The following is a 24,916-nucleotide window of genomic DNA, read 5'->3' as shown; positions in this document are numbered from 1 at the left end:
CTCAGGCGACGCTGGCGTGCGGGACCAGGCCCAGGGCCTGCTCGACGACGGCCAGGAACCGGTCTGCGTCGCGGACCAGGTCGTCGGCCTCGCGCTCCGTCACGGCGCGGGTCGAGCCGGCCTCGGCCGCCGCCCGCTTGGCGGCACCGGCGGCGAAGAAGGTCGCCCACTCCGAGAGCTCGGGTGCCACCTCGGTGAGCAGGACCCAGGCGTTCTTCTGGCGGCGCCCGCGGGGAGCCGGTCGGGCCCGAGCCGCCAACAGTGCCGCCGCGGCGCACAGCGCGGCCACGTGGGCGCACGCGTAGCGGGTGGGCACGTCACGGGCGGTGATCGCGTCGCGCAGCGACGTCGCGGAGCGCTCGAGGTAGGAGTGGGCGGTGGCCGGCAGCATGTGGGGACCCATCCGTCCGCCCTCAGTCCTGGCAGCCGACGAGCTGCCAGCGCCCGTCGGTCCAGTCGAAGGAGAGGTCGAAGACGCCGAAGGTCTCCTCGTCACCGGCGACCGCGCGTGCGGCCCGCCGGGCACCGGGGCCGCGGCCCGCCTCCACCCGCCAGAGCTCCCGCTCGGCGAGGAGGTCGGTCGCGGCGCCGTGCGTCCCCTGCCACCACGGACCGGTCTCCACCCAGTGCGCCACCACGGCGCGCACCTTCCACAGCCTGCCCCGCCACAGGAACTGGTCGGGGTCCTCGGCCTCTCCTCGTCGCACCTCGACGGGGTCGTCGTACTGCCTCATCACGCCTCCTCGCACATCCGTCGACCCCACGGCCGACCCGGGCGGCGGTGGGGGTCGAGGTCACCGCCACCCGGATCGCATCGAACATCTGTTCGAACACCACGAACGGTACTACTCCCCACCGACAGCCCGTCAAGGGCGGACCGGCAGATGGTGGAGAACGGAGACGGAGGGCTCTCAGGCCCGGCGCAGGTAGTCGGTCGTCTCCCGGCGCCACAGGAAGAACGAGAGCACGAGCCCCTCGACGATCACCAGCGCCGAGAGCGCCACGAAGATCGCCGGCAGGTGGGAGTCGAGGCAGACCACGCCGACGAGGACGCCGACGCCTGCCGTGGCGGCCAGCACCGGCCGGGTCCAGGCGTGCCCGCCGACGAAGAACGACCCGAGCACCAGCGCCAGCACGGCGAACCCGACGAACGCCACCACGGCCAGCGCCACGAAGCCGGGCACGATCGGGCTCTCGCGCAGCTGCTCGATGCCGCCCTGGGCCAGGATCTCCTGCGCCGACGGGTTGCCCTCGGCCCAGCCGAGGATCACCTCGTCACGCATCCACCAGGTCAGCAGCGTGATCACGCCGGCAGTGGCCACGATCAGGCCCAGCACTCGCATGCTGTTGACCACGGATCCGGGCAGGTCGCGCGCCATCAATACTCCCCTGAGACTCATCGTCGTTCGTCGCTAGGCTCGCATCATGGCGACCGAGCACGCATCCATCACCTCATTTCGAGGCGACCTCACCCGGCGCGGAGGCACCGGTGACGTGGTCATCCTGCCCGACACCGCCCACACCGCGGCACTCGCCGCGGCGGCGCTGGGATGTGAGGTCGGCGCCATCGCCAACAGCCTGCTCTTCGACGGCGACGGGGAGCCCGTCCTCATCCTCACCTCGGGGGCCCACCGCGTCGACACGTCGGCAGTCGCGCAGCGCATCGGGGTGAGCCGGCTGCGGCGCGCCGACCCCGAGTTCGTGCGCCGCCACACGGGGCAGGTGATCGGGGGCGTCTCCCCCATCGACCACCCCGCTCCCGTCCCGACGTGGATCGACCCGTGGCTGCGGCAGCACGAGGTGGTGTGGGCGGCGGCCGGGCACCCGGCGGCGGTGTTCTCCACGACCTACGACGAGCTGGTCGCGATGACCGGCGCCGTCGAGGTCAGCGTGGAGTGAGCGCAGCCCCGTGGACGCACTGGCACTGACCTTCTCGAGCGGGTGGGCGAGCGGCATCAACGCCTACCTCGTCGTGCTCGTGCTCGGCATCTCCGACCGGGTCGGGGCGTTCGCCGAGATCCCCGACGTGCTCGGCCGCTGGGACGTGCTGGCGGCAGCCGGGTTCATGTACGCGATGGAGTTCATCGCCGACAAGATCCCCTACATCGACTCGACGTGGGACGCGATCTCCACCGCCGTACGCCCCACTGCGGGCGCGGTGATCGGCGTGCTGCTCGCCGGTGACGCCTCCTCCCTCGACCAGGCCGTGCTCGGCGTCGTGGGCGGCGGCACCGCCCTGGTGAGCCACCTCGTCAAGGCCGGGAGTCGCCTGGCCATCAACACCTCGCCCGAGCCGGTGACCAACGTCGTCGCCAGCCTCACCGAGGACGCCGCGGTCCTGGTCGTCGTGTGGTTCGCGATCGAGCACCCCCGTACGGCCGCGGCCGTCGCCGGCGTCCTGCTGCTGCTCGGCCTCGTCACCGTCCTCCTCCTGGCCCGGCTGGTGCGCCGCGGGTGGCGCCGCTGGCGCAAGGAGGAGCCGCTCCACCGGGTCGCCTGACCCGGACCACGGTCGCGGGCCCTAGGGTTCCCCCGTGGCTCGCGTGGTGGTGGTCGGCGGCGGCTTCGGCGGCATGGCTGCCGCCGCGCGCCTGGCCAAGCTCGGCCACGACGTCACCCTGCTGGAGCGCTCCGACCACCTCGGCGGCGCCCTGTCGACGGTCGAGCAGGACGGCTTCGTCTGGGACGCCGGGCCCAGCAGCACCCTCCTGCCTGCCGTCGTGCGCGACCTCTTCCGCAAGTCCGGTCGGCCCCTGGAGCGCGAGGTCGACCTGCAGCCCCTCGACCTCGTCCGCGAGCACCGCTTCGAGGACGGCACCTCCCTTCGACTGCCGGGCGGCTCGCGGGCCGCGCAGCTCGACGCCTTCGACGCGCTGGGGCCCGGCCTGGGGCAGCAGTGGGTCGACCACGTGGCGTCGTACGGCGACACGTGGGAGCTGCTCCGCAAGGAGTGGTACGAGCGCCCCTTCGACCCCGACGTCGCCCCACGCGAGCTGACTGCCCTGCTCGGGAGCCGCGAGTCGCTGCACCGGCGGCTGCGCCGGGCCTTCCGCGACGAGCGGCTGCGACTGGTCGCGGGGCACCGGCTCGTCATGGACGGCCACGACCTGCGGGACGCACCGGTCCTGGCCGGTGTCGACGTCTACCTCGAGCAGCGCTTCGGTGCCTGGACCGTCCCCGGCGGGCTCGCGGCGCTCGGCACCGCGATGGCCGACCGGCTCGCCCTGCGCGGCGTGACCGTCCTGACCGGGACGAGCGCCACCGACCTCGTCGTCCGTGACGGTCGCGTCGCAGCGGTGCAGGTGGCAGCGGGCGAGGTCGACGCCGACCAGGTGGTCGTCGCCGTCGACCCGCGTCGCCTGCCCGCGCTGGCGGCGTACGTCCGACGCACGGCTCCCGCCTTCCCCCCGGTGGTGTGCCACGTCGGTCTCGAGGGCACGGGCGAGGAGCTGCCCGACCTGCCGCACGAGGTCGCGCTGCACGGCGACCCGCTCCTCGTCGTGCGCACCGGCGGGCGCGCGCCGGCCGGCAGCGCGGCCTGGACGGTCCTGGCTCGCGGTCGCATCGCCGAGGACGTCCTGGTCGCGCTGGCCCGGCGCGGCATCGACGTGCGCCGCCGGGTCGTGACGCGCGTCGACCGGACGCCCCGCGACCTCGTCGACGCGTGGGGCGGCTCGCCGCACGGCGTGCAGTGGCAGGGGCCGCGGACCGCCCGCACCCGGCTCGGTCCGCGTACGCCGATCGCGGGCGTGCTCACTGCGGGCGCCCACGCCACCACGGGGTCAGGGCTGCCGTTCGCCGGGCTCAGCGCCGCGCTGGTCGCCGAGGTCGTCGGTCGGGCACGTCAGTAGGCCAGCTCCCACACGACCGTCACCGAGGTGGTCACCGTCGTCTCGCCCGCCTCCAGGCCGCCGGCGGAGTCGCGCGCCATCGCCACCCTGGCCATGGGCGACGGCTCGCGTCCGGCGTCTCCCTCGACCAGCGTCTGCACGGCACCGAGGCCGGCTCCCGCCAGCCGCGCGAGCTGGGCGGCCTTGTCGCGGGCGTCGTGGAAGGCCGCCTCGCGTGCCTTGTCGCCGGCACCGTGGTCCTCGGTGACCTCCAGCCCGACACTGTCGATCGCGAGGCCGTCGCCGACCTCGGCCGCGAGCTCGGCGAGCATCGTGCCGGCACCGGCGAGGTCGGCGCACCCGATCACGTAGGAGTGGCGGGCCTCGAAGCCCTGCCGCGTGCCGGAGTGGTCGTGCCAGGGCCACACCGTGATGCCGGTCGAGGCGATGCGCCGCTCGTCGGTGTGGCGCCGGGCGACCTCGACGACCGCGGCGGCGGCCGACGTCATCGCCGCGTAGGCCTCGGCGACACCGCTCCCCCGCGCCACTGCGCCCAGCCGGACGACGGCGCTGTCGGGAGCGACCCGGCTGGTGCCGGTCCCGGTGACGGTGACGGTGTGCATGCAGGTCACCGTAGTGGCGAGGGCCTCAGACGGTGATCCGCAGGTTGCCGAAGATCTCCCGCGTCGCCTTCGACCGGTTGAGCGTGTAGAAGTGCAGCCCGGGCGCACCCGCGTCGAGCAGGGCCTCGCACAGCTCGGTCGCGATCTCGATGCCCTCGGCGCGCAGCGCCTGCGGGTCGTCGGCGTACGGGGTGAGGCGGGCGACGACCTCCGTCGGCAGCTGGCGGCGGGAGAGCTCGGCCATGCGCTCCATCGAGCGCAGGTTCAGGATCGGCATGATGCCGGGGATGATCGGCAGATCGGCCCCGACGGCCTCGGCGCGCTCCACCAGGCCGATGTAGTCGGAGGCACGCAGCACCATGTCGGTCACGGCGAACTCGGCGCCGGCGTCGTACTTCGCCTTCAGCACGCGGGCGTCGTGGTCGAGGTCGGTGGCCTCGACGTGGCCCTCGGGGAACGCGGCGACGCCGATGCGCAGGTCGGTCCGCTCGCGGATCAGCGCGACCAGCTCGTTGGCGTAGGTGAGGCCGCCGTCGGTGGGCGTCCAGGGTGATCCCGGGCCACCCGGCGGGTCGCCGCGCAGGGCCATCACGTGGCGTACGCCGGCCGCGCCCAGGTCGCGGAGGATCGCGGTGAGCTCATCGGTGGTGTGGCCGACGCAGGTGAGGTGCGCGACCGGCAGCAGGCTCGTCTCGCGCGCGATCCGCGCGGTGATCGCGACGGTGCGGTCGCGGGTGGTGCCGCCGGCGCCGTAGGTCACCGACACGAAGGTCGGACCGTAGGGCTCGAGCTCGGTGATCGCCTGCCAGAGCTGCTCCTCGCCGGCGGCGTCCTTGGGCGGGAAGAACTCGAACGAGAACGAGCGCTCGCCGCTGTCGAGGCGCTCGCGCATGCTCAGGTCCCGGTTCGGGCTCCATCCGTGCGTCATGCGCAACAGCCTACGGACGACCGCGGCCGACGGGCTCCCCGTCCCACTGTTTAGGCTGGATTGGTGACGACCTGGGACCCCACCGCCTTCCGTGACCAGGTCCAGGGGGTCCTCGACGCGTTCCTCGACGACCGCGAGGCCGAGCTCGCCCCGCTCGGCCCCGACGCCGGCCGGCTGATTGCGGAAGCCCGTACGGCCGTGCGCGGCGGCAAGCGCTTCCGCGCCGCGTTCTGCCACTGGGGGCACCGGGCGATCCGGCCCGACGTCGCCGACGAGCTGGCCCTCGCCCGGGCCTGCGCGTCGCTGGAGGTGCTCCACGCGAGCGCCCTGGTCCACGACGACTACATGGACGCCTCCGACACCCGCCGCGGTCGCCCCGCGACGCACCGCGCGTTCGAGGCCGAGCACCGTGCCGCGGGGTGGCGCGGCGACCCTGAGCAGTACGGCGCCGCCGCCGCGATCCTGCTCGGCGACCTGCTCCTCGGGTGGGCCGAGGACATGCTGCGCCGCAGCGGCTTCGCAGCCGACGACGTGGCGCCGGGGCTAGCGCTGTTCGAGCAGTGCCGCAACGAGGTGATCGCCGGGCAGTTCCTCGACGTGTCCGTGCAGGCGCGCGGACGGGCCGACGTCGACACCGCGATGACCGTCCTGCGCTACAAGTCGGCGAAGTACTCGATCGAGCGACCGCTCCACATCGGCGCCGGGCTGGCCGGCGCCACGCCTCAGCAGATCGAGCAGCTGACCAGGTTCGGGCTCCCGCTCGGCGAGGCCTTCCAGCTGCGCGACGACTTGCTGGGCGTCTTCGGCGACCCGGCCGCGACCGGCAAGCCGGCCGGCGACGACCTCGTGGAGGGCAAGCGCACGGTCCTCGTCGCCCTCGCGCTCGACGCCGCTCCCCCGGCGGCGGCCGCGCGGCTCGACGCGGCGCTGGGCACTCCCCTGACGACCGCCGACGTCGACGGGCTGCGCGGGATCATCGAGGACTCCGGCGCCCGCGCGCAGGTCGAGGCCGTGATCGGCCAGCTGGCTGACCACGCCGTGGAGGCACTGCGAGCGGCCGACGTCGACGAGCGGGCACGCGAGGTGCTGACCGAGCTGGCCGCAGCGGCCACCCAGCGGACCGTCTGACGACGCGCGGCGCCCTTCCGAGCACCGGTAGTCCAGTGGGAGGTGGCTGCCCCCAGCGGTAGTCCAGTGGGAAGTGGCTGTCCGGCGACGCGAACGACGACCGCAGTCCACTGGACTACCCTCCCCGGCGCGCGGCAGCGTTGACGTCATGGCCCGCGGTTGTCAGGGCGGCCGGGGACCATGACGTCGTGTCCCGTCCGGCGCTACGACAGGTGTCGGCGCTCAGTCCAGGCTGGTGATGCCCGGCACGGGCGGCCCGTCGCCGCGCAGCAGCACCGAGAACGGCACCCCACGGTCGGCGTTGACGCGGGAGCCGAGCACCGTGAGGGCGATGTTGAAGGCCTTCTCGTCGGCCCGCGCCAGCGTGGCCCAGCCGTCCCAGAGCAGGACGACCCCGTCCCGGCCGGCGCCGATGTCGTGCAGGCAGTCGGCGAGCGCGTCGAAGTTCTGCCCGTAGTGGTCGGGGAAGTCCAGCGCCTCGCCGACGGCGGCGAGGAAGGCGGCCTTGCTGTCGGCGCCCGTCCAGCCGTCCACGTGCCCGAAGCCCCACCCCGCGTGCTCGACCGAGTGGCGCACGTCGGCGACGTCGAACGCGCCGTGCCACAGGTGGATGCCGGGCGCCTCGCGCCCCGCGAGGACTGCAGCGAGTCCACTCATGTGGCTACCTCCTGATGCGTGAGAAGGAGCTGTAGTGGTCGGCCGTCCAGTAGAGGTCGCCGGCCCGTCCGGCCACGATACGCCGGGCGCCGCGGGTCGCGAGGCCGGGCGTGGGCACGGTGTACTCGCGGTAGTAGCCGTAGGGCTCGTCGGGCAGCAGCTCCTCACGGTTGCCGAAGGTGCCGCCGTCGTGCTCGGGCTCCGGGAAGGGGCCGCCGGCGTCGATCAGCCGCACGGTGCGGGCCGCCTCGGGCGGCAGGTCCGCGAGGCGTACGACGGGCAGCCCGCTGGCGGGGTCGGTGCCCTCGCCGGCCGGTGGCGTGGAGGGGGACGTGGTCGGCTCGGTGCTGGGGGTGTTGGTCTGGGTGAGCTCGTGCGTGGGAGACGAGGACGGCGACCCTGACGGCGACCCCGAGCGCGAGTCGGACGAGGTCGTCGTGTCTCCGCTGCTCGCGGGCGGGTCGTCCTGGTCGACCGGGGTGAGGAACCAGACGACCAGCGCGGCCGCCGCCACGAGCAGCAGGAACAGCCGGTAGCGCCTGCGCCCGGGCGAGGCGGTCATCAGTACTCGAGCACCTGCGCGCGGCGCTTGACCTCGCTGCCACGGTTCTCGCGCAGCGCGTCGATGGGACGTCCCGGGAGGTCGTCGTCGGTGAACAGCCACGCGATGCACTCGCGGTCGTCGAAGCGGTGGTCGTGCAGCAGCGTGAGCAGGCCCGGCAAGCCCTTGACCACGAGCCCGTCCTGGATGAAGTCGGCCGGGATCTTCGGGCCGGCGCCCGGCTCGGGGACGGCGGCGGCGAGCTCGTGCTCACGGATCATGGTGCGGACCTTGCCGGGCGTCACGCCGAGCAGCTCGGCGGCCTGGCTCCAGTCGAGCCACTCGGGGACGAGGGCGGCCAGGTCACGGTCGGCGAGGGGGACGTCGGTCATGCGCGCAGCCTAGGTGAGGAGCCGTACGGGCCGGGAGTCGCGGCGCACGCGGGAGGTCGGCGCCGGAGTTGTCGGCCCGGGGAGCGTTCCGTAGCGTGTCGCGGATGCACCCCCTGCGATCCGCACTCGCCGCCGCCCTCGCCGGCCTGCTGGCGCTCACCCTCTCCACGTCGGTCTCCCCCGCCGCGGCCGACCACTACGACGGCGCCCCCGGCCCGGTCCACGCCGGCAACACGTTCGGCTGGTACCAGCACGGCGTGTTCCGCCAGGAGTTCATCGGCCCCAAGCCGGCGTTCTGGAAGAAGAAGGGCCGCGGCGTCGTCCGCACCCAGAACGGCATGCTGACGCTGATGAGCACCCAGCGCGGCAGCGTGTCGGCCACCCTCGACCTCAAGGGCCACACCTACGGTCGCTGGGAGATCCGGATGCGGGCCCGCACGATGTCGAAGGTCAAGGGCGGCAAGCCCTTCAAGGTCGTCACCGAGCTCGTCCCCGGCGGCACCCGCGACCAGCACTGCGGCGGCCGTGACATCGGCATCGAGAACTTCACGCTCGGCACCAACACGGTGAAGTCCTACGTCCACACGCTGCCGAACAACTCCTACCGCGGCTTCCTCGGCCGTCACCTGCGCAACGACCGGTGGCACACCTACGGCGTCGAGGTCGCCAAGGACCACGTCTCCTGGTTCGTCGACGGCCACGTCATCAACACCGAGCGCCGCGCCGACGCCCTCGACCCCGTGCCCCGGCAGCTGAAGTTCGAGCTGCGCGCCAAGGGCGGCAAGAAGATGGACCCGGCGCGGATGCAGATGGACTGGATGCGCTACTGGTCGATGCGCGCCCCCAACGAGAAGTCCATCAAGGCGCCCCAGCTCGAGCTCAGCAGGTTCAACGGCGCCTGCTGAGGCAGCCCGCACCTGCCTGACGCCCCTGCCCGACCGCGAGGCGGCGGCCGGTCGCGCGACACGCCCGACCCGGCCGCCGCCTCGCGTCGTCGTACGCCGGTCGGTAACGTCGATCGCTCGTCCGCGCGCTTCCCCCTCGGTGGACCTCGGCCCCCGGGCGCAGCGGACGGGACGAGGAGCACGCCCGTGACCCCACACTCCGGCCCATCCCCCCGCCGCCCCCTCGACCGCGCCGTACGCTGCACGATCGGACTGGTCCTCGCGGCCGCCGCGCTGACCGTCCACGCCGCACCGGCCCACGCCGACCACGAGCGGCTGCCTGCCGACCGCACGCTCGTGCCGTACGTCGTGGAGCGGGGTGACACCGCCTCGGGCCTCGCCGTGCGCTTCGGCGCCTGGACGGCCGAGATCGTGTCGCACAACCACCTCGACCGGAGCGGAGGGCTGCGGGTCGGCCAGCGGATCGAGGTCCCGGTGGTGGGCCGCGAGGGCGGCAGGCAGGACGGCACGACCCGCACCCGGATGTGGCAGCACCCCGACCGCGACCGCGAGAAGGTCCGCCGGGTCATCGCCGGCGCCGCGCGCAGCCACGGCGTCGACCCGCAGCTCGCCCTCGCGGTCGCCTGGCAGGAGTCCGGCTGGCAGATGGGCGTGGTGTCGAGCGCCGACGCCATCGGCGCCATGCAGGTGCTGCCGTCGACCGGACGCTGGATGGAGCACTACGCCGGCCGCGACCTCGACCTGCGCCGGACCGGCGACAACGCGAAGGCCGGCGTGCTGCTGCTCCGCGTGCTCTCGCGCCACACCGATCGGCGGGCGCACAAGATCGGCGCCTACTACCAGGGCCTGGGCGCCGTGCGTCGGCACGGGCTCTACGAGGAGACCCGGACCTACGTCGACAACGTCGAGGCCATCAAGCACCGGCTGGAGGCGGGCCGGCCCCCGGCGTGACGCCACGCCGGAGCCCCGCCTGAGCGTGGCGGGAGGCGACGCTTCCGTACGATGGGGCGGCCGGATCCTTCCCCGTTCTCCCGTGGTCCGGCGCTGGAGGTCGATCAGTGGAGCCATCCGAGCACGCCCGCGCAACCGCGTCCGGCGCTGCTGGCGACCCCTTGGTCGGACGCCTGCTGGACGGTCGCTACCGCATCGGCGCCCGGGTGGCCCGTGGTGGCATGGCCAGTGTCTACGAGGCCACCGACACCCGCCTGGACCGCTTGGTCGCGGTCAAGGTGATGCACCCGGGCCTCGGCGACGACCAGGAGTTCGCGCAGCGCTTCGTCCGCGAGGCGCGCGCCGCCGCCCGCCTCAACCACCCCCACGTCGTGGGCGTCTACGACCAGGGCGACGACGACTCCGACGGCACCGACACCGTCTTCCTCGTCATGGAGTACGTCCCCGGGCACACCCTGCGCGACGTCGTCCGCAAGGAGGCGCCGATGTCCCCGGCGCGGGCGCTGGCGCTGCTCGAGCCGGTCGTCTCCGCGCTCGCCGCCGCCCACCGCGCCGGCTTGGTCCACCGTGACGTGAAGCCCGAGAACGTCCTCATCGCCGACGAGGCGCACGGCGGCCGGGTGAAGGTCGCCGACTTCGGCCTGGCCAAGGCCGTCAGCGCCGACACCCAGCACACCGCGACGGGCGGCGTGCTGATCGGCACCGTGTCCTACCTCGCCCCCGAGCTGGTGGTCGACGGCCGCTCCGACGCGCGGGCCGACGTCTACGCCGCCGGAGTCGTGCTCTACGAGCTGCTCACCGGCAAGAAGCCGCACGAGGGCGAGTCGCCCATCCAGGTCGCCTACCGGCACGTGCACCACGACGTGCCGATGCCCTCGCTCCTCGAGCCGGGCATCCCCGACTACGTCGACGCCCTCGTGGCCCGGGCGACCTCGCGCGACCGCGGCCAGCGGCCCGCCGACGCCACGGTGCTGCTGCACCACCTGCACCGCGTCGAGCAGGCGCTGCGCGAGGGGCTCGCGTCCGACCCCGAGCTGGCGGCCGACCTGCTCCCCCGGCGTACGCCGTCCGACGCGACGGGCGACACCGGCGAGGCCACCACCCCCGAGCCGTTCGACGCGAGCGCGCTCGCCCTGCTCACCGAGGTCGACCCCCGCGACTCCGGCCTGGTCGACGACGGCAGCCCCGACCGCACGACCGCCCTCGAGCGCCACCCGGCACGGCCGGACGGGCCGGTCGGTGCACCGATGACCGAGCCGATGCGGACCACGCCCGCCGTCGCCGCGGCTGCCACGACCGCGACCGCCGCCACCGTCGTACGCCCCGAGCCGCCCGGTCGCGCCCCCACCCGGGTGGCGCCCGTCGCCACGACCGCGCGCCGCCGCTCGGTGAAGGGACCGGTCGCGCTGCTGCTCTCCGTCCTGCTGCTGGGCGGCGTGGCCGCCGGCGCGTGGTGGTTCGGCTGGGAGCGCTGGACGACGACCCCGGCCGTGCTGGGCCTCGACGAGGCCGCCGCCACCGCCGAGCTCGAGGACGCGGGGCTGGAGGCCGAGGCGGGCGAGCCGGCCTACTCCGAGAACGTGGCCGCCGGACTGGTCATCGCGACCGACCCCGGGCCGGGCGGCAGGGTGCTCGACGGCGGGTCCGTGACGCTCGTGCTGTCCCTCGGCCCGGAGCGCTACGACGTGCCGGACCTGGCCGGGCAGACCGAGGACCAGGCACAGGACGCGCTCGCCGCGACCAACCTCGCGTTCGGCGAGAGCAGGGGGCGGTGGAGCGAGACGGTGCCGGAGGGCCAGGTGATCCGCACCTCCCCGAAGGCAGGCACCACGCTGAAGCCCGGCGCCACCGTCGACCTGGTGCTGAGCCGCGGCCGCAAGCCGATCGAGGTGAAGGACTTCACCGGCCAGTCGCTCGACGCGGCCAGGGCTGCGCTGGAGAAGCGCCGGCTCCAGGTGAGCGTGGTCGGCGAGCAGTACAGCGACACCGTCGCCGAGGGCGACGTCATCTCCCAGGACCCCACCTCGGGCACCCTCTTCCGCGGTGACACCGTGTCGTTCGTGGTCTCCCTCGGACCGGAGCTCGTCGAGGTGCCGCGGGTGCGGGCGATGGGCGTGGAGGCGGCCACCGAGCTGCTCGAGGGGCTCGGCTTCCAGGTCGAGACCGAGCAGTCCGACACCTACCTCGGGCTCGGTTTCGTCTCGAGCAGCGACCCCGACCAGGGCGAGGAGGTCCCGAAGGGCTCCACGATCACGCTGTTCCTCGTGTGAGGCCCTAGCGTTCGTCCGTGCACGACCAGCAGACCCGCCGTACGACCCTGCTGGCAGCGCTGGTGCTGCTGGCGCTGGCCGCGAGCTGGGGGTCGACGTTCTTCATGATCAAGGACCTCCTCGACCGGGTCCCGACGCTCGACTTCCTGGCCGTACGCTTCACGATCGCCTCGCTCGCGCTGCTGGTCGTCGCGCCGAAGGCGCTCGGCCGGCTCTCGCCGGTCGTCCGACGCCACGCGGTGGTCCTCGGGCTCCTCTACGGCGTGGCCCAGATCCTCCAGACGGCCGGCCTCGCGCACACGCCGGCCAGCATCAGCGGCTTCGTCACCGGCCTGTACGTCGTGTGCACGCCGCTGCTCGCCGCCGCGATCCTGCGCACCCGGATCCCGCCGGTCACCTGGGCCGCCGTCGCGCTCGCCACCGTCGGGCTGGGCGTGCTGGCCCTCAACGGGTTCAGCATCGGCTACGGCGAGCTGATCACCCTGGCCTCGGCCGTGCTGTACGCCCTGCACATCGTCGGGCTCGGTGCCTGGTCGAGCGCGCAGGACGCGGTCGGCATGACCATCCTGCAGATCATGGTCATCGCGGTCGTCTGCACGCTGGCGACCGTGCACGACGGGATCGTGCTGCCCGACCGGACCGGTGACTGGCTGTCGGTGGGCTACATGGCGGTCGTCGTCGGCGCCGCCGGGCTGCTCGGGCAGACGTGGGCGCAGGCCCACCTGCCGCCCACGCGCAGCGCGATCATCATGAGCATGGAGCCGGTCTTCGCCTCGTTCTTCGCGGTCTGGCTGGGCGGCGAGGACCTCACCACCCGCCTGCTGCTGGGCGGCGGCATGGTGCTCGTCGCGATGCTGGCCGTCGAGCTGGCGCCCCGCCGGGTGGTCGAGGGCGAGGTGCCGCACATCGCGGTGTGACGCGCCACGATCGCGATTTCCACGCGTCCGGGTGGGCGCGTCCCCCTATCGTGGGGCGCGTGGACAGCTGCGTGTCGTGCGGGGCCGAGCTCGGCGTGGGCCGGTTCTGCCTCAACTGCGGCCACCCGATCGGGGCCCCTGCGCCCTCCCCTGCGCCGTCCGCTGCGCCGTCCGCTGCGCCGTCCCCCGCGCCGTCCCCCGCACCCGTACCGGCCGAGCAGCAGCCGATCGCACCACCCGTCCAGGCAGCCGACCCGACCCCCGTCGCGCCGACCAGCCCGCCCGACGTGCCGGACGAGAGCCGGGCCCAGCCCCCGGTCCAGCCCCGTGTGGAGCCCCCGGTCGAGCCCCCGGTCGAGCGGTCGGCCCCCACCCCTGCCGGTCCGCCCCGCCCCGAGTGGGACCCGCGCGAGGAGCTGCTGCCCTACGAGGAGGTCGACGAGGTCGACCTCCCGGCCGTCCGGGGCCACGCCTGGTTGTACTGGGTCGCCGGTGCCGTGCTGCTCGTGGCACTGGTCCTCGTGCTGCTGGAGGTCTTCGAGTCCGACGACGCCGCCGTCGACGCGACCGCCGCCGTGGACGGCGCCTCCTCCACGGAGTCCGCGGCAGACGCGGGAGCGACCGAGGAGACCGGCGCGGGACAGGACGCGGGAAGCGCTCCGCAGGGAGTGGGCAAGCGCCGCGAGCTGGCAGGCACCGCGACCTTCGACGTGCCGGGCACCGCCCCGCCGACGCAGGACTTCGACGGCAGCCTGGTCGCCTACGAGGCCGACCAGATGGGCGACGGCGACCCGAGCACGGCGTGGCGCATCGGCGGCGACGCCACCGGGCAGAAGATCACGATGACCCTGCCCGAGACCGCCGTGATCCACCGCCTCGGCATCGTCAACGGCTACGCCAAGAACGTCGAGGGCGTGGCGTGGTACCCCAACAACCGCCGCATCCTCACCGTGACGTGGCAGTTCGCCGACGGCTCGGCGATCGAGCAGAGCTTCGCCGAGCGCCCCGGCCTGCAGACCATGAAGGTGCCGCCGGTGGCGACGAGGACGCTCTCGATCACCATCAACGCCGTGACGCCGCCGGGCAGCGGCGACCTCGGGCGCGACTACACCGCGATCAGCGAGGTCTCGATCATCGGGCAGCGAGCCGGCTGAGCACGACGGCCGCCCGGTCGGCGTCGGCGGGCGTGACGTCGAGGTGGGTCACGAGCCGTACGGTGCGCGGGCCGACCGCCGCGATCCGCACCCCCTCCGCGGCCGCCCGCTCCACGAACGACGCAGCGTCCGGGCGCTCCACCACGACGATGTTGGTCTCGACCGCGTCCGGGTCGAGGCCGAGCGCCTCGCCGAGCAGCCGGGCGTGCGCGTGGTCGTCGGCCAACCGCTCCACGTGGTGGTCGAGCGCGTACGCCCCTGCCGCCGCGAGCACGCCGACCTGCCGCATCCCGCCGCCGAGCCGCTTGCGCCGAACGCGGGCCTCCGCGACCGCGTCGGCCGAGCCGACCATCAGTGACCCGACCGGGGCGCCGAGCCCCTTGGACAGGCACACGGCGAGCACGTCGGCGACCCGGCCGTACTCGGCGAACGGGATGCCGGTCGCGACGTGCGCGTTCCAGAGCCGGGCGCCGTCGAGGTGGACCCGGGTGCCGGTCTGGCCGGCCCACGCACGCAGCGCGCGCAGGTCGTCGATGGGGAGCACCGCGCCGCCGGCGAAGTTGTGCGTGTTCTCCACCGACACCGCCGCGGTCCGGACGAAGAACGGCCCCATGTCGGGGGCGTGCATCGACTCGATCGCGGCCAGGTCGACCTGGCCGCGGGCGTGCGTCCACGTCCGCATCGTGATGCCGCTGATCGCGCCGTGCGCGCCGAGCTCCGCACGGGCGATGTGCGCGGAGGACTCGCAGAGCACCTCCTCGCCCGGCGACACCACGCTCGCGACGGCGAGCACGTTGGCCATCGACCCGGTCGGCGTGAACAGCGCCGCCTCGTGGCCGAACATCCCCGCGACCCGCTCCTGCAGCGCGGTGACCGTCGGGTCCTCGCCGTAGACGTCGTCGCCCACCTCTGCGCGGGCCATCGCCTCGCGCATCTCGGCCGTCGGGCGGGTCAGGGTGTCGGAGCGCAGGTCGATCACGGGGCGAACCTACCCGTCGTCAGGGGCAGACCTCGCGGGTGGTGGGCGGACCGTTGAGGGGGTTCGGGGTGACGGTGGAGGTGGTGGGGTTCGCGCAGCCGGGCGGAGGCGGGGTGGTGCTGGTCGGCCGGTACTGGCCGTGCTCCGACCGTGGCGGCGTGGCGACCACCCGCAACCTGCCCCGCGGCAGAGGTCCGCTCGGCTCCCTGGTCGGGGCCGCCGCGATCTCGGCCCGGGTGATCAGGCGCCAGTCCCCGTCCGCGTCGCGCCACCACACACCCAGGTGCGTCGCAGTCACCACGACCGCTGGGACGCCGTCCACCTCCGCCGCCGCGAGGAACGTCAACCGCGCCGAGGCCTCGCGGCCGCAGCCGGCGTCCACGTCCTCGACCGACTCGGCCTGCTCCTCAGGGCTGACCACCAGGTCGTCTCGCCACGTCACGCCTCCGTCGACGGAGGACTGGACCTTGTCGAAGTCCTCGACGCGCCAGCACCTCACGCCGGTGCTGTCGCACGACCCGATCGGATGCTCGTCGTGCAGACGGGCCACATCGCGGTCGGCGAGCCCGTCCACCCGTCCACTGAGTGGATCGATGCGGACGTACCCCGATGCGTCGTCGGACACCACGAACGCCTGCCGGCTCTGGGTGCCGGTGAAGCGTCCCTGCACTGCATCGATCGTCCACAACCCGTCGTCACCGTCGCAGCTGGTGGCCGCGGTCGCGAGCACCCCGATCGGCAGCAACGCCGCGCCGACCGCGGCGGTGACCGTACGCCGCCATCCGCTCCCGACGGCGTCGCGCGCCGTCCGGTGGATCCACCAGGCGGCGTACAGCGCCGGCAGCGCGAGCAGGTCGGTGACGTCGGCACGGATCATCGTCGGCGTGCCGAAGAGGCTCCAGACACTGCTCGTCACCGCAGCGCCGATGTCCGAGGTCTTGCAGAACACGAACCCCGCCCCGGTCGCCGCCAGCGACACCGGCAGGCTCCGGGGCGCGCGCACGAGGGCGAGCACCGCCGCCAGGAGCAACGGCGCGACCACCAGCCCGGCGACGTCACTCAGCTTGCCGGTGACCCAGCCGGGCCACGCCCGCTTGAGCAGGTGGTCGTTGAGGACCAGCACCACGAGTGCGAGCACGGATCCCGGGTGCGCGAGCGCGCGCAGCGGCCTCGACAGGTCCCCCATCGGGACAGCATCGGCGCTCGGGGGTCGCGGCGAGCCACGACCTGCTCACGATCAGGTCACGAATCGAGCCGGCGGGTCAGGCCTTCCGCAGCATCTCCGCGACGAGGAAGGACAGCTCGAGGGACTGGACGCGGTTGAGGCGCGGGTCGCAGACGGACTCGTAGCGGTTGGCCAGGCCGGCCTCGTCGATCTCCTCGCCACCGCCGACGCACTCGGTGACGTCGTCGCCGGTGAGCTCGACGTGCACGCCGCCGGGCCAGGTGCCGAGGCCGCGGTGCACGTCGAAGAAGCCCTGCACCTCCTCGATGACGTCGTCGAAGCGGCGCGTCTTGTAGCCCGAGGAGGCCTCGAAGGTGTTGCCGTGCATGGGGTCGCAGACCCAGGCCACGTTGAGGCCCTCGGCGGTGACCTTCTCGACCAGCGCGGGGAGCCCGTCACGGATCTTGCCCGCGCCGAAGCGGGTGATGAAGGTGAGCCGGCCCGGGGTGTTGTCGGGGTTGAGCCGCGAGGCGTACGCGAGGGCGTCGTCGGGCGTCGTCGTGGGCCCGAGCTTGATGCCGATCGGGTTCCGGATCTTCGACAGCAGCTCGATGTGGGCGCCGTCGAGCTGACGGGTGCGCTCACCGATCCACACGAAGTGGGCCGAGACGTTGTAGGGCAGGTCGGTGCGCGAGTCGATGCGGGTCAGGGCCTGCTCGTACTCCAGCAGCAGCGCCTCGTGGCTGGAGTGGAAGTCGACGCGGTGGAACTCGTCGGGGTCGGCGCCGATGGCCTTCATGAAGGTCAGCGCGCGCTCGATCTCGTCGGCCATCGCCTCGTAGCGCTGGCCGAACGGCGAGGACTGCACGAAGTCGGTGTTCCAGGTGTGCACCTGGCGCAGGTCGGCGTAGCCGCCGGTGACGAAGGCACGCACGAGGTTGAGCGTCGCAGCCGACGAGTTGTAGACGTCGACCAGGCGCTGCGGGTCGGGCACCCGCGCCTCGGGGGTGAAGTCGTAGCCGTTGACGGCGTCGCCGCGGTAGGCGGGGAGCGTCACGCCGTCGCGCGTCTCGAAGTCGCTGCTGCGGGGCTTGGCGTACTGGCCGGCGAGGCGGCCGAGCTTCACGACCGGCACCGACGCGGCGTACGTCAGCACGACGGCCATCTGCAGCAGGACCCGCAGCTTGTTGCGGACGTTGTCGGCGGTGACGCCGGCGAACGTCTCGGCGCAGTCGCCGCCCTGCAGCAGGAACGCCTCGCCGCGCGTGACGGCGGCGATCTTCTCGGTGAGGTCGTCGCACTCGCCCGCGAACACCAGCGGCGGCGCGGTCCTCAGTCGGGCCACGGCAGCGTCGACCGCCCCGGAGTCGGGGTAGGTGGGCTGCTGGAGGGGCCCGAGCGCGTGCAGCTGCTCGAGGGTGGGGATGGCGGTCACCCCCCAAGGGTACGGCGGGTGCGCCCGCGCGCCCGAACCCTGACCGCTCTCCGGGCGGTCGGGGTCCGGGCACGCACTCGGCTCGGGCTCGGCTCAGGCTCGACTCAGCCCTCGAAGCACGCTCCCTCGAAGGTGTGCTCGGACGCGGTCGGGCCGGCCGTGAAGTCCGACACGATGGTCACGCCGGACGGCGCCGAGGGGTCGACCTTGCTCAGGACCGACTCGCGGAAGATCGTCTCGTCGGGGTCACCCGTCCGGTTGCCGGCCTCCTCGGGCAGCATGCCCTCGTAGTCGATGGTCTCCAGTGACTGGACGGCCTCCAGCAGGCCGGCACGGTCCTTGTCGTAGTCGCCGTCGAGCCACTCCTCCAGGGCCGCCTTCAGCGGGTAGGACCACGCCCAGCCGGCCGTGTAGCCGTCGTTGGGCTGGGCGACCTCGCCCAGCGCGTCACGCATCGCCTGGTGGCCGGGCGTCTCGGTGCCGAACGGCCCCCAGTAGCCGGACTGCATGTAGAGCGCCTCCAGCGCCGGTGCGGAGGGGGTCTCCAGCAGGGCCGGGTTCCACGTCGGACCGAGGCCGATGAACTGTCCCTGGAAGCCCTGCGCGGCGGCCTGTCCGACGATGACAGCGGTCTCGGTCGGTCCGGTGCCGAGCAGGACGAGGTCGGGCTTCTGCTTCACGATGGCACTGATGGCGCCCGCCTGCGCCTCCTGGCCGGGCGCCGTCTCGACCCCCGTGAACTCGAGCCCGTTGGCCTCGGCGGCGATCTCGGCACCCGCTGCGCCGTCACCGCCGTAGTCGCCCGGGAAGCCGACCGCCATCACCGAGGAGATGTCCTTCTCGGCGACCATGTAGTCGACGGCGTTCATGCCCTCGACGCAGTAGTTGGCGCCGGACTCGAGGATCGCGTCCTCGAAGGCCCACAGCGAGGTCCACGACGCGGGGGCGCCGATCATCTCGTCGCGGTCCATGTCGGGGATGATCGCCAGCGTGGTCGGCGAGCCCAGCGTCTGCGCGAGCGCCAGCACGTCGCCCTCGATCTCGCCGTAGACCTGCTGGTGGGTCTGGGGGTTGTAGAGGTTGTCCTTGACGTAGGTGGTCACGTCGATGTCGTAGCCACCGATGCCTCCGTCCTCGTTGACGCGGTTCCAGAACGCCGCCTGCGCCTCGGTGATCGGCACGCCCAGCGGTGCGAACGGACCCTGGGTGAGGTCGGAGATGGTGCCCAGGTAGATGCACCCGTTGTCGGCGTTGACCGCCTCGGGGCACGCCTCGTCGGTGACCCCCGGCGCGTTGACGGCCGATTCGCCCTCCGCTTCCCCGCCACCGCGACAACCGGTGGCGAGCAGTGCCAGCGCGACGAGCAGCACTCCTGTCTTCCTTGACTTCACGGTGCTCTCCTTTGTGTGTGTCCGGCCGCTCAGTAGCTGAAGGGCCAGCCTTTCCAGTAGTTGCGGATCCGGATCCAGATGCCGAAGAGTCCCCGCGGCTCGAACAGCAGGAAGCCGACGATGAGCAGGCCGTAGAGCACCTGCTCGAGCTGGAAGACGTTGGGGGTGTCGGTGACCTGCCCGGAGATGAAGGGCACGTACGCCGGCAGCTCGCGCGTCAGCGTGGGCAGGAGCGTGATGAACAGCGCGCCCATGATGGCGCCGCTGACCGTGCCCGCTCCCCCGATCAGCACCATCGCGATGAACTGCACGGACAGCAGCAGGCCGAAGGTGGACGGTTCGAAGAACCCGATGATGCTGTAGATCAGCGCGCCGGAGCAGCCGGCGTAGAACGAGGAGATCGCGAACGCCACCGTCTTGGCGCGGGGCAGGTTGATGGCCATCATCTCCGCGGCCATGTCGCGGTCCCGGACCGCGGCGAAGGCACGCCCGGTGCGCGACCGCGCCAGGTTGCGCGCCCCCAGCGCGAACACCAGCATCAGCACCAGCATCAGCAGGTAGAACTTCTGGTCGGAGGTCAGGTAGTCGCCGTCGCGGGCGAACTCGAGGCCGAACAGCTCCGGCACGGCCGACTCGCGACCCACGCCCGCACCACCGGTCAGGTCGCTCCACTCGCGGAACACGTGCTCGCCGATGAAGACGAGCCCCAGCGTGATGATCGCGAGGTAGAGGCCGCGGAGCCGGGTCGCCAGGGGCGCCACCAGCACGCCCGCGATCCCGGCCACGAGGCCTGCTGCGGGCAGCCAGACGAGGATGTTGGTGATGCCGAAGCCGATGGTGCGGCCGTCCGGGTCTCCGGAGATCGCCGCGGCGGTGTAGGCGCCGACGCCGAGGAAGAAGGCGTGGCCGAGGGACACCTGTCCGGCCAGGCCGGTGATGATGTTGAGGCCGAGCGCGCCGATCGCGAAGGCGTACGCCAGCGCGAGGGTGTTGAGGTGGTTGTCGGTCAGCATCTGCGACAGCGCGAAGGCGGCCAGGACGATGAGGCCGACCCAGATCCGCTTGGGCCGGGTGTTGAACAGCGCCAGCTCCTGCGCGTACGACCGGTAGAACTGCGGCCGTCCGGACAGTCGCCCGGTGCGACGCGCGCGGGGCGCGGCCTCGCGCGGGGCGGTCGTCGAGCCCGTCGAACCCGGGCCCGTCGAGCCTGTCGAGCCAGTCGAGAGGGTGGTCATACGCGCCTCACCTCCGGCGTTCCGAAGATGCCGTAGGGCTTGGCCATCAGCACCAGCAACATCAGGACGTAGGGCGAGACGACGGCGAAGTTGTCGCCCAGCCACGGCGCGTAGTCGCGCTGGTAGGTGCCGACCAGGGACTCCACCACCCCGATCGCGAGCCCGCCGATCACGGCGCCCTCGAGCGAGTCGAGACCGCCGAGGATGATCGCGGGGAGCGCGACGAGGGCCACGATCCAGATCTGCCGGTCGACGCCGGCCGAGATGGCGAGCAGCGTTCCCGCCACCGCCGCGAGGGCGCCCGCCATCGCCCAGGACAGCGCGAAGACGCTGCCGACGCTGACGCCCTGGGTGAGGGCGGCCTCCTGGTCGAACGCGGCGGCCCGCATGGCGAGGCCGTGGCGGGTGTAGCGGTAGAACCAGAAGAGGGCCGCCACGACCACGGCGAGCGTGGCCAGCGACACCAGGTGTCGCTCCTGGACCCGGAGACCGATCAGCTCCACCCGCTCGAGGCCCCACGGGTTGGGGATGTTGCGGGCTCCGAGGCCGATGAAGCCGCTGGTCACGACGCGGACCACGATGTCGATCCCGATGGTGATGATCGCGACCACGAAGGCGGGGCGTCCCACCATCGGCCGGACCGCCCCCCGCTCGATCACCAGCGCGAGGGCTGCCGTGAGCAGCGCCGCGACGGCCATCGAGACGAAGAAGGAGAAGCCGGTGAAGAGCATCACGCCGAGGGCCGGCCCGACGTAGCTGGTGATCGTCGCGCCAGTCAGCATCATCGCCGGCTGCGCGAAGCTGATCACCCCGGTGGACTTGTAGATGATCACGAAGCCGAGGGCCAGCAGCGCATAGATCGATCCCGAGCCGAGCCCGCGCAGGACCACTTCCAGGAACTGGGTCATCGGGTCGCTCCCCCGTACATCTCGACGACGGTGTCCTCGAACATCTGCGAGATCGCGGAGCGCTTGACCTTCTGCGTGGCGGTCAGCTCGCCGTCCTCGTGGTCGAGCTCCTTGGGCAGCAGCCGGAAGGCCTTGATCCGCTCGACCTGGGCCAGGTCGGCGTTGACGGCGTCGACGATTCCCGAGACCAGCTCCACGACCTCGGGCTTGGCGCTGAGGTCGCGGTAGGTGCTGTAGCCGAGCTGCCGGCGCTGGGCCCACTCGCCGACGGTGTCGAGCTCGATGCCGATCAGCGCCGTGAGGTACTTGCGACCGTCGCCGATCACGATCGCCTCGCGGATGAACGGCGAGGCCTTGAGCTCGTTCTCGATCATGGACGGGGAGATGTTCTTGCCGCCCGCGGTGATGATGATGTCCTTCATCCGGTCGGTGATCTTCACGTGCGTCCCCTCGACCCACTCGCCGACGTCGCCGGTGTGCAACCACCCGTCGGGGGTCAGCGCCATGCGGGTCGCCTCCTCGCGCTGCCAGTAGCCGGCGAAGGTGGCGCCGCTGCGGGTGAGGATCTCGCCGGTCTCCTCGTCGATCCGCAGCTCGGTGCCCGGGTGCACCTCGCCCACGGTGCCCAGCCGGATCCGGCCGGGACGGTTGCCGGTGGCGACCGCCGTGTTCTCGGTCATGCCGTAGACCTCGTGCATCGGCACCCCGATGCCCATGAAGAACTTGAGGACCTCGGGCGCGATGGGGGCTGCTCCGGAGGCGGCGTAGCGCACCTTCCGCATGCCCAGCCGGTCCTTCAGGGCGCGGTAGAAGAACACGTAGCCCACGGCGTACTTCAGGCGCGTCGACGTGCTGTGCACACCGCCCTGCGCGACCAGGCGCTCCCCGATGTCGTCGGCGACGCCCAGCCAGAACCGCGACACCGCCCGCTTGAACCAGGAGGCGCCGGACAGCCGGGTCTCGACCCCGGCCAGCAGCTTCTCCCAGATCCGCGGTACGCCGAAGAGGATGGTGGGCTGCACCTCACGGAGGTTGGCCGGCACCGTCTCGATGGACTCGGCGAAGTTGACCTGTGTCCCGGCTGCGGCGTTGAACCAGGTGGAGAAGATCCGCTCGGCGACGTGCGCCAGGGGCAGGTAGGACAGGGTCAGGTCCTTCGGCCCGGGCGGCGGGTCGGTGAAGGCGCCCTGCTCGACGAGGACCTGGATCGCGCACTCGACGTTGCTGACCGTGAGCATCGCGCCCTTCGGGGGCCCGGTGGTGCCGGAGGTGTAGATCAGCGTCGCGAGGTCCGCGGGCTCCTGCCCGGCCATCACCTCCGCGATCGCGTCGGGGTGCGCCGCGCGGTGCTCGCGGCCGAGCTCGAGGAAGTCCTCCCACGAGAGCAGCAGCTCGCTGTCGTAGCGGTGTCGGATGCCGCGCGGCTCGAGGTAGACGATCCGCACCATGTCCGGCGCCTGGTCGAGCACGGCGAAGGCCTTGTCGACCTGCTCCTGGTCCTCCGCGACCAGCACCTTGGCGCCCGAGTCGTTGAGGAGGTAGCCCACCTCCGCGGCCGGGTTCGTGGGATAGACCCCGACGGACGCCGCGCGTACGGCGAGCGCGCCCATGTCGCAGATCAGCCACTCGGGCCGGTTCTCGGAGTGGATGGCGACGCGGTCACCGGGCACGACGCCCAGGGCCAGGTAGGCGTGGCCCGCCAGCTGGACGTGCTCCCAGTAGGACGCCCACGTCCACTCCCGCCAGATGCCGAAGTGCTTGTCGCGCAGCGCCACCGCGTCGGGCATCGCTGCGGCGTGGTCCCGGATCCGGCTGACGGGGCTGCTCATGACCCGACCTCGCTGCCCAGGTAGGCGCGCACCACGTCCGGGTGGCGCTGCACCTCGTCGGGCGTCCCCGTGGCGATCGGGGTGCCGAAGTCGACGACCAGCACCCGGTCGGCGAGGTCCATGACCAGGCCCATGTCGTGCTCGACCATGATGATCGGCACGTCCAGCTCGTCGCGGATGTCGAGGACGTAGCGGGCGGTGTCCTCGGTCTCCTCCAGGTTCATGCCCGCCACCGGCTCGTCGAGGAGGAGGAGCTTGGGCTCCATGGCGAGCGCCCGGCCGAGCTCGACGCGCTTCTGGACGCCGTACGGCAGCAGGCCGACCGGCATGGTGCGCCACTGCTCGAGCTCGAGGAAGTCCACGATCTCCTCGACCGCGCGACGGTGCTCGATCTCCTGCCGACGCGCGGTGCCCACCCAGGCGAACGCCTGGAGGAAGCCGTAGGTGATGTGCTGGTGACGGCCCAGCATCAGGTTGTCGAGGACGGTGAGGTGCTCGAACAGCGCGATGTTCTGGAAGGTCCGGGCCATGCCCATGGCAGCGATCTGGTGCGGCCGGCGGCCCAGGATGCTCTCGCCCATGAACTCCACCGAGCCCTGCTGCGGCCGGTAGACGCCGGAGAGCACGTTGAACAGCGAGGTCTTGCCCGCCCCGTTGGGGCCGATGATCGCGAACAGCTCACCCGGGCGCACCTCGAAGCTCACCCCGTTGACCGCCTTCACGCCGGCGAAGGAGAGGTGCACGTCGTCGAGCCGGGCCACGGGGGTCGGGTCGGTCACGGGTCCCGTCATGCCGACCACCGCTTCTTGCGCCGGTAGTGCTTGGTGTCGCGGAAGGACTTGCGGCCGTCCTCGCCGGGATGGAGGCCGAGGTAGAACTCGCGTACGTCGTCGTCCTTCAGCAGCGCCTCGGCCGGCTTGTCGAGGACGACGCGGCCGGTCTCCATGACGTAGCCGTGGTGGGCGATCGAGAGGGCCATCGTCGCGTTCTGCTCGACCAGCAGGACGGCGGTGCCGCCCTTGTTGATCTCGAGCACCACGTCGCGGATGTTCTCCACCATCCGTGGAGCCAGGCCCAGGGTGGGCTCGTCGAGCAGGAGGTAGCGCGGCTCCGACATCATCGCCCGGCCGATCGCGAGCATCTGCTGCTCCCCGCCCGAGAGGTAGCCCGCGACAGCGGCGCGCCGGTCGCCCAGCACCGGGAACAGCGCATAGACGCGCTCGAGGTTGTCCGCCATGCGCGAGCGGGCGGTGTGGGCACCCACCTTGAGGTTCTCCTCGACGCTGAGCTCCACGAAGACACGACGCCCCTCGAGCACCTGGCGCACTCCCTGACGCACGACCCGCTCCGGACTGGCCCGGTGGATCGGCGTGTCGTCGAGGGTGACCCGCCCCTTGGTGACCTCCCCGTCGTGGATGTCCAGCAGCCCGGTGAGGGCCCGCAGGAGCGTCGTCTTGCCCGCCCCGTTGGAGCCGAGGAGGGCGACGATCCGGTCCTCGGGCACGTCGATGCTCACCCCGCGCAGGGCCAGGACGACGTCGTCGTAGACGACCTCGAGGTTGCGGGCGGAGAGCATCGTGGACCTCACTCTCCTTCCGGGGAGGTGCGAGTGACGAGAGTCACATCGTGGACCCGCCGCGACACCGCTGTCACTGGTCGGCAGCCCAAAGCCGCGTCT

General features: G+C 72.6%; 26 protein-coding genes and 1 pseudogene. 10 read left to right on the top strand and 17 right to left on the bottom strand.

The features are described from left to right. Nucleotide 1 precedes the first annotated feature (1 nt). From IEZ24_RS15535 to IEZ24_RS15525, 3 genes are all read right to left on the bottom strand, one after another. On the bottom strand, nt 2-403 hold the full coding sequence (locus IEZ24_RS15535; protein ID WP_129455078.1) for an SAV_6107 family HEPN domain-containing protein: 402 nt from the start codon (nt 401-403) through the stop codon (nt 2-4). 10 nt (nt 404-413) lie between these two features. Further along, nucleotides 414-734, bottom strand: a complete 321-nt coding sequence (locus tag IEZ24_RS15530) for a DUF6504 family protein (RefSeq protein WP_129455077.1) — start codon at nt 732-734, stop codon at nt 414-416. Between the two features lie 177 nt (nt 735-911). Continuing rightward, nucleotides 912-1,379, bottom strand: a complete 468-nt coding sequence (locus IEZ24_RS15525; protein WP_129455076.1) for a hypothetical protein — start codon at nt 1,377-1,379, stop codon at nt 912-914. Nucleotides 1,380-1,425: 46 nt separating this feature from the next. Here IEZ24_RS15525 and IEZ24_RS15520 point away from each other — a divergent pair, with 46 nt between their 5' ends. The 3 genes from IEZ24_RS15520 to IEZ24_RS15510 are packed head-to-tail and all read left to right on the top strand — an operon-like array spanning nt 1,426 to nt 3,851. Then, nucleotides 1,426-1,899, top strand: a complete 474-nt coding sequence (locus tag IEZ24_RS15520) for a YbaK/EbsC family protein (protein ID WP_129455075.1) — start codon at nt 1,426-1,428, stop codon at nt 1,897-1,899. Nucleotides 1,900-1,909: 10 nt separating this feature from the next. Further along, nucleotides 1,910-2,500 carry a DUF4126 domain-containing protein gene (locus IEZ24_RS15515; protein ID WP_129455074.1) on the top strand — a complete coding sequence of 197 codons (591 nt, stop codon included), beginning with the start codon at nt 1,910-1,912 and terminating at the stop codon, nt 2,498-2,500. 34 nt (nt 2,501-2,534) lie between these two features. Further along, entirely contained in the window at nt 2,535-3,851 is a 1,317-nt protein-coding gene (locus IEZ24_RS15510) for a phytoene desaturase family protein (protein ID WP_129455073.1), read from the top strand. Here IEZ24_RS15510 and IEZ24_RS15505 read toward each other — a convergent pair. Together IEZ24_RS15505 and metF are read right to left on the bottom strand one after the other, a co-directional pair. Beyond that, nucleotides 3,845-4,453, bottom strand: coding sequence for an SIMPL domain-containing protein (locus IEZ24_RS15505; RefSeq protein WP_129455072.1), 609 nt, complete (start codon nt 4,451-4,453; stop codon nt 3,845-3,847). The genes IEZ24_RS15510 and IEZ24_RS15505 overlap by 7 nt on opposite strands. Before the next feature lie 25 nt (nt 4,454-4,478). Continuing rightward, nucleotides 4,479-5,381, bottom strand: a complete 903-nt coding sequence (gene metF / locus IEZ24_RS15500; RefSeq protein WP_207206807.1) for a methylenetetrahydrofolate reductase [NAD(P)H] — start codon at nt 5,379-5,381, stop codon at nt 4,479-4,481. Between the two features lie 63 nt (nt 5,382-5,444). Between metF and IEZ24_RS15495 the strand changes: the two genes are divergently transcribed. Next, nucleotides 5,445-6,509: a polyprenyl synthetase family protein gene (locus IEZ24_RS15495; protein WP_242498474.1), complete on the top strand. Its 1,065-nt coding sequence runs from the start codon at nt 5,445-5,447 to the stop codon at nt 6,507-6,509. 222 nt (nt 6,510-6,731) lie between these two features. On the opposite strand, the gene IEZ24_RS15490 is transcribed toward IEZ24_RS15495, so the two are convergent. Genes IEZ24_RS15490 through IEZ24_RS15480 form a run of 3 tightly spaced genes read right to left on the bottom strand, consistent with a single transcriptional unit; the run spans nt 6,732 to nt 8,099 of the window. Further along, nucleotides 6,732-7,166 carry a barstar family protein gene (locus IEZ24_RS15490; RefSeq protein WP_129455070.1) on the bottom strand — a complete coding sequence of 145 codons (435 nt, stop codon included), beginning with the start codon at nt 7,164-7,166 and terminating at the stop codon, nt 6,732-6,734. A gap of 4 nt (nt 7,167-7,170) precedes the next feature. Then, the gene (locus IEZ24_RS15485; protein WP_129455069.1) at nt 7,171-7,728 is read right to left on the bottom strand and encodes a ribonuclease domain-containing protein; all 558 of its coding nucleotides are present in this window, start codon (nt 7,726-7,728) and stop codon (nt 7,171-7,173) included. Further along, nucleotides 7,728-8,099 carry an Rv2175c family DNA-binding protein gene (locus tag IEZ24_RS15480; protein WP_129455068.1) on the bottom strand — a complete coding sequence of 124 codons (372 nt, stop codon included), beginning with the start codon at nt 8,097-8,099 and terminating at the stop codon, nt 7,728-7,730. The genes IEZ24_RS15485 and IEZ24_RS15480 overlap by 1 nt, the downstream gene beginning before the upstream one ends. Nucleotides 8,100-8,203: 104 nt before the next feature. Here IEZ24_RS15480 and IEZ24_RS15475 point away from each other — a divergent pair, with 104 nt between their 5' ends. The 6 genes and pseudogenes from IEZ24_RS15475 to IEZ24_RS15455 all read left to right on the top strand — a co-directional run bounded on the left by IEZ24_RS15475 (nt 8,204) and on the right by IEZ24_RS15455 (nt 14,296). After that, nucleotides 8,204-9,004 carry a glycoside hydrolase family 16 protein gene (locus IEZ24_RS15475; RefSeq protein WP_129455067.1) on the top strand — a complete coding sequence of 267 codons (801 nt, stop codon included), beginning with the start codon at nt 8,204-8,206 and terminating at the stop codon, nt 9,002-9,004. Nucleotides 9,005-9,190: 186 nt separating this feature from the next. Continuing rightward, nucleotides 9,191-9,955, top strand: a complete 765-nt coding sequence (locus tag IEZ24_RS15470; RefSeq protein WP_129455066.1) for a transglycosylase SLT domain-containing protein — start codon at nt 9,191-9,193, stop codon at nt 9,953-9,955. A gap of 107 nt (nt 9,956-10,062) precedes the next feature. Then, nucleotides 10,063-12,012, top strand: a pseudogene (gene pknB / locus IEZ24_RS15465) (Stk1 family PASTA domain-containing Ser/Thr kinase); the annotation flags it as partial. Next, nucleotides 12,007-12,225: a PASTA domain-containing protein gene (locus IEZ24_RS22615; RefSeq protein ID WP_439116360.1), complete on the top strand. Its 219-nt coding sequence runs from the start codon at nt 12,007-12,009 to the stop codon at nt 12,223-12,225. The pseudogene pknB and the gene IEZ24_RS22615, both read left to right, overlap by 6 nt. A 17-nt stretch (nt 12,226-12,242) precedes the next feature. Next, a complete protein-coding gene (locus tag IEZ24_RS15460) occupies nt 12,243-13,142 on the top strand; it encodes a DMT family transporter (RefSeq protein ID WP_242498472.1) in 900 nt (299 codons plus the stop codon). Nucleotides 13,143-13,201: 59 nt separating this feature from the next. After that, nucleotides 13,202-14,296: a zinc ribbon domain-containing protein gene (locus tag IEZ24_RS15455; protein ID WP_191192870.1), complete on the top strand. Its 1,095-nt coding sequence runs from the start codon at nt 13,202-13,204 to the stop codon at nt 14,294-14,296. On the opposite strand, the gene IEZ24_RS15450 is transcribed toward IEZ24_RS15455, so the two are convergent. The 9 genes from IEZ24_RS15450 to IEZ24_RS15410 all read right to left on the bottom strand — a co-directional run bounded on the left by IEZ24_RS15450 (nt 14,274) and on the right by IEZ24_RS15410 (nt 24,814). Continuing rightward, the gene (locus tag IEZ24_RS15450; protein ID WP_129455065.1) at nt 14,274-15,275 is read right to left on the bottom strand and encodes a threonine aldolase family protein; all 1,002 of its coding nucleotides are present in this window, start codon (nt 15,273-15,275) and stop codon (nt 14,274-14,276) included. The two genes, IEZ24_RS15455 and IEZ24_RS15450, sit on opposite strands and share 23 nt — an antisense overlap. Before the next feature lie 19 nt (nt 15,276-15,294). Beyond that, nucleotides 15,295-16,461, bottom strand: coding sequence for a hypothetical protein (locus IEZ24_RS15445; RefSeq protein WP_129455064.1), 1,167 nt, complete (start codon nt 16,459-16,461; stop codon nt 15,295-15,297). Nucleotides 16,462-16,537: 76 nt separating this feature from the next. Further along, entirely contained in the window at nt 16,538-17,875 is a 1,338-nt protein-coding gene (locus IEZ24_RS15440; protein WP_129455063.1) for a class II 3-deoxy-7-phosphoheptulonate synthase, read from the bottom strand. 104 nt (nt 17,876-17,979) lie between these two features. Next, nucleotides 17,980-19,266, bottom strand: coding sequence for an ABC transporter substrate-binding protein (locus IEZ24_RS15435; RefSeq protein ID WP_242498471.1), 1,287 nt, complete (start codon nt 19,264-19,266; stop codon nt 17,980-17,982). A 29-nt stretch (nt 19,267-19,295) separates the two neighbouring features. After that, nucleotides 19,296-20,501 carry a branched-chain amino acid ABC transporter permease gene (locus tag IEZ24_RS15430; protein ID WP_224745397.1) on the bottom strand — a complete coding sequence of 402 codons (1,206 nt, stop codon included), beginning with the start codon at nt 20,499-20,501 and terminating at the stop codon, nt 19,296-19,298. Further along, nucleotides 20,498-21,409, bottom strand: coding sequence for a branched-chain amino acid ABC transporter permease (locus IEZ24_RS15425; protein ID WP_129455062.1), 912 nt, complete (start codon nt 21,407-21,409; stop codon nt 20,498-20,500). Before IEZ24_RS15425 ends, IEZ24_RS15430 begins: the two co-directional genes overlap by 4 nt. After that, on the bottom strand, nt 21,406-23,238 hold the full coding sequence (locus IEZ24_RS15420) for an AMP-dependent synthetase/ligase (protein ID WP_129455061.1): 1,833 nt from the start codon (nt 23,236-23,238) through the stop codon (nt 21,406-21,408). The genes IEZ24_RS15425 and IEZ24_RS15420 overlap by 4 nt, the downstream gene beginning before the upstream one ends. After that, nucleotides 23,235-24,029 carry an ABC transporter ATP-binding protein gene (locus IEZ24_RS15415; RefSeq protein WP_129455060.1) on the bottom strand — a complete coding sequence of 265 codons (795 nt, stop codon included), beginning with the start codon at nt 24,027-24,029 and terminating at the stop codon, nt 23,235-23,237. Before IEZ24_RS15415 ends, IEZ24_RS15420 begins: the two co-directional genes overlap by 4 nt. Beyond that, nucleotides 24,026-24,814 carry an ABC transporter ATP-binding protein gene (locus IEZ24_RS15410; protein ID WP_129455059.1) on the bottom strand — a complete coding sequence of 263 codons (789 nt, stop codon included), beginning with the start codon at nt 24,812-24,814 and terminating at the stop codon, nt 24,026-24,028. Before IEZ24_RS15410 ends, IEZ24_RS15415 begins: the two co-directional genes overlap by 4 nt. Between the last annotated feature and the right edge of the window lie 102 nt (nt 24,815-24,916).

The organism is Nocardioides ganghwensis (genome assembly GCF_014779655.1).
Classification (GTDB): domain Bacteria; phylum Actinomycetota; class Actinomycetes; order Propionibacteriales; family Nocardioidaceae; genus Nocardioides; species Nocardioides ganghwensis.
The sequence above is the reverse complement of the archived record's forward strand: the minus strand, read 5'-3'. Positions and strand labels throughout refer to the sequence as shown.

Coding starts and splice junctions, on each gene's coding strand:
- IEZ24_RS15520 (WP_129455075.1), top strand. CDS start 1,426: ATGGCGACCGAGCACGCATCCATCACCTCATTTCGAGGCGACCTCACC.
- IEZ24_RS15525 (WP_129455076.1), bottom strand. CDS start 1,379: ATGGCGCGCGACCTGCCCGGATCCGTGGTCAACAGCATGCGAGTGCTG.
- IEZ24_RS15485 (WP_129455069.1), bottom strand. CDS start 7,728: ATGACCGCCTCGCCCGGGCGCAGGCGCTACCGGCTGTTCCTGCTGCTC.
- IEZ24_RS15425 (WP_129455062.1), bottom strand. CDS start 21,409: ATGACCCAGTTCCTGGAAGTGGTCCTGCGCGGGCTCGGCTCGGGATCG.
- IEZ24_RS15410 (WP_129455059.1), bottom strand. CDS start 24,814: ATGCTCTCCGCCCGCAACCTCGAGGTCGTCTACGACGACGTCGTCCTG.
- IEZ24_RS15505 (WP_129455072.1), bottom strand. CDS start 4,453: ATGCACACCGTCACCGTCACCGGGACCGGCACCAGCCGGGTCGCTCCC.
- IEZ24_RS15480 (WP_129455068.1), bottom strand. CDS start 8,099: ATGACCGACGTCCCCCTCGCCGACCGTGACCTGGCCGCCCTCGTCCCC.
- IEZ24_RS15420 (WP_129455061.1), bottom strand. CDS start 23,238: ATGAGCAGCCCCGTCAGCCGGATCCGGGACCACGCCGCAGCGATGCCC.
- IEZ24_RS15430 (WP_224745397.1), bottom strand. CDS start 20,501: ATGACCACCCTCTCGACTGGCTCGACAGGCTCGACGGGCCCGGGTTCG.
- IEZ24_RS15445 (WP_129455064.1), bottom strand. CDS start 16,461: ATGGGGGACCTGTCGAGGCCGCTGCGCGCGCTCGCGCACCCGGGATCC.
- IEZ24_RS15490 (WP_129455070.1), bottom strand. CDS start 7,166: ATGAGTGGACTCGCTGCAGTCCTCGCGGGGCGCGAGGCGCCCGGCATC.
- IEZ24_RS15535 (WP_129455078.1), bottom strand. CDS start 403: ATGGGTCCCCACATGCTGCCGGCCACCGCCCACTCCTACCTCGAGCGC.
- IEZ24_RS15530 (WP_129455077.1), bottom strand. CDS start 734: ATGAGGCAGTACGACGACCCCGTCGAGGTGCGACGAGGAGAGGCCGAG.
- metF (WP_207206807.1), bottom strand. CDS start 5,381: ATGACGCACGGATGGAGCCCGAACCGGGACCTGAGCATGCGCGAGCGC.
- IEZ24_RS15475 (WP_129455067.1), top strand. CDS start 8,204: ATGCACCCCCTGCGATCCGCACTCGCCGCCGCCCTCGCCGGCCTGCTG.
- IEZ24_RS15415 (WP_129455060.1), bottom strand. CDS start 24,029: ATGACGGGACCCGTGACCGACCCGACCCCCGTGGCCCGGCTCGACGAC.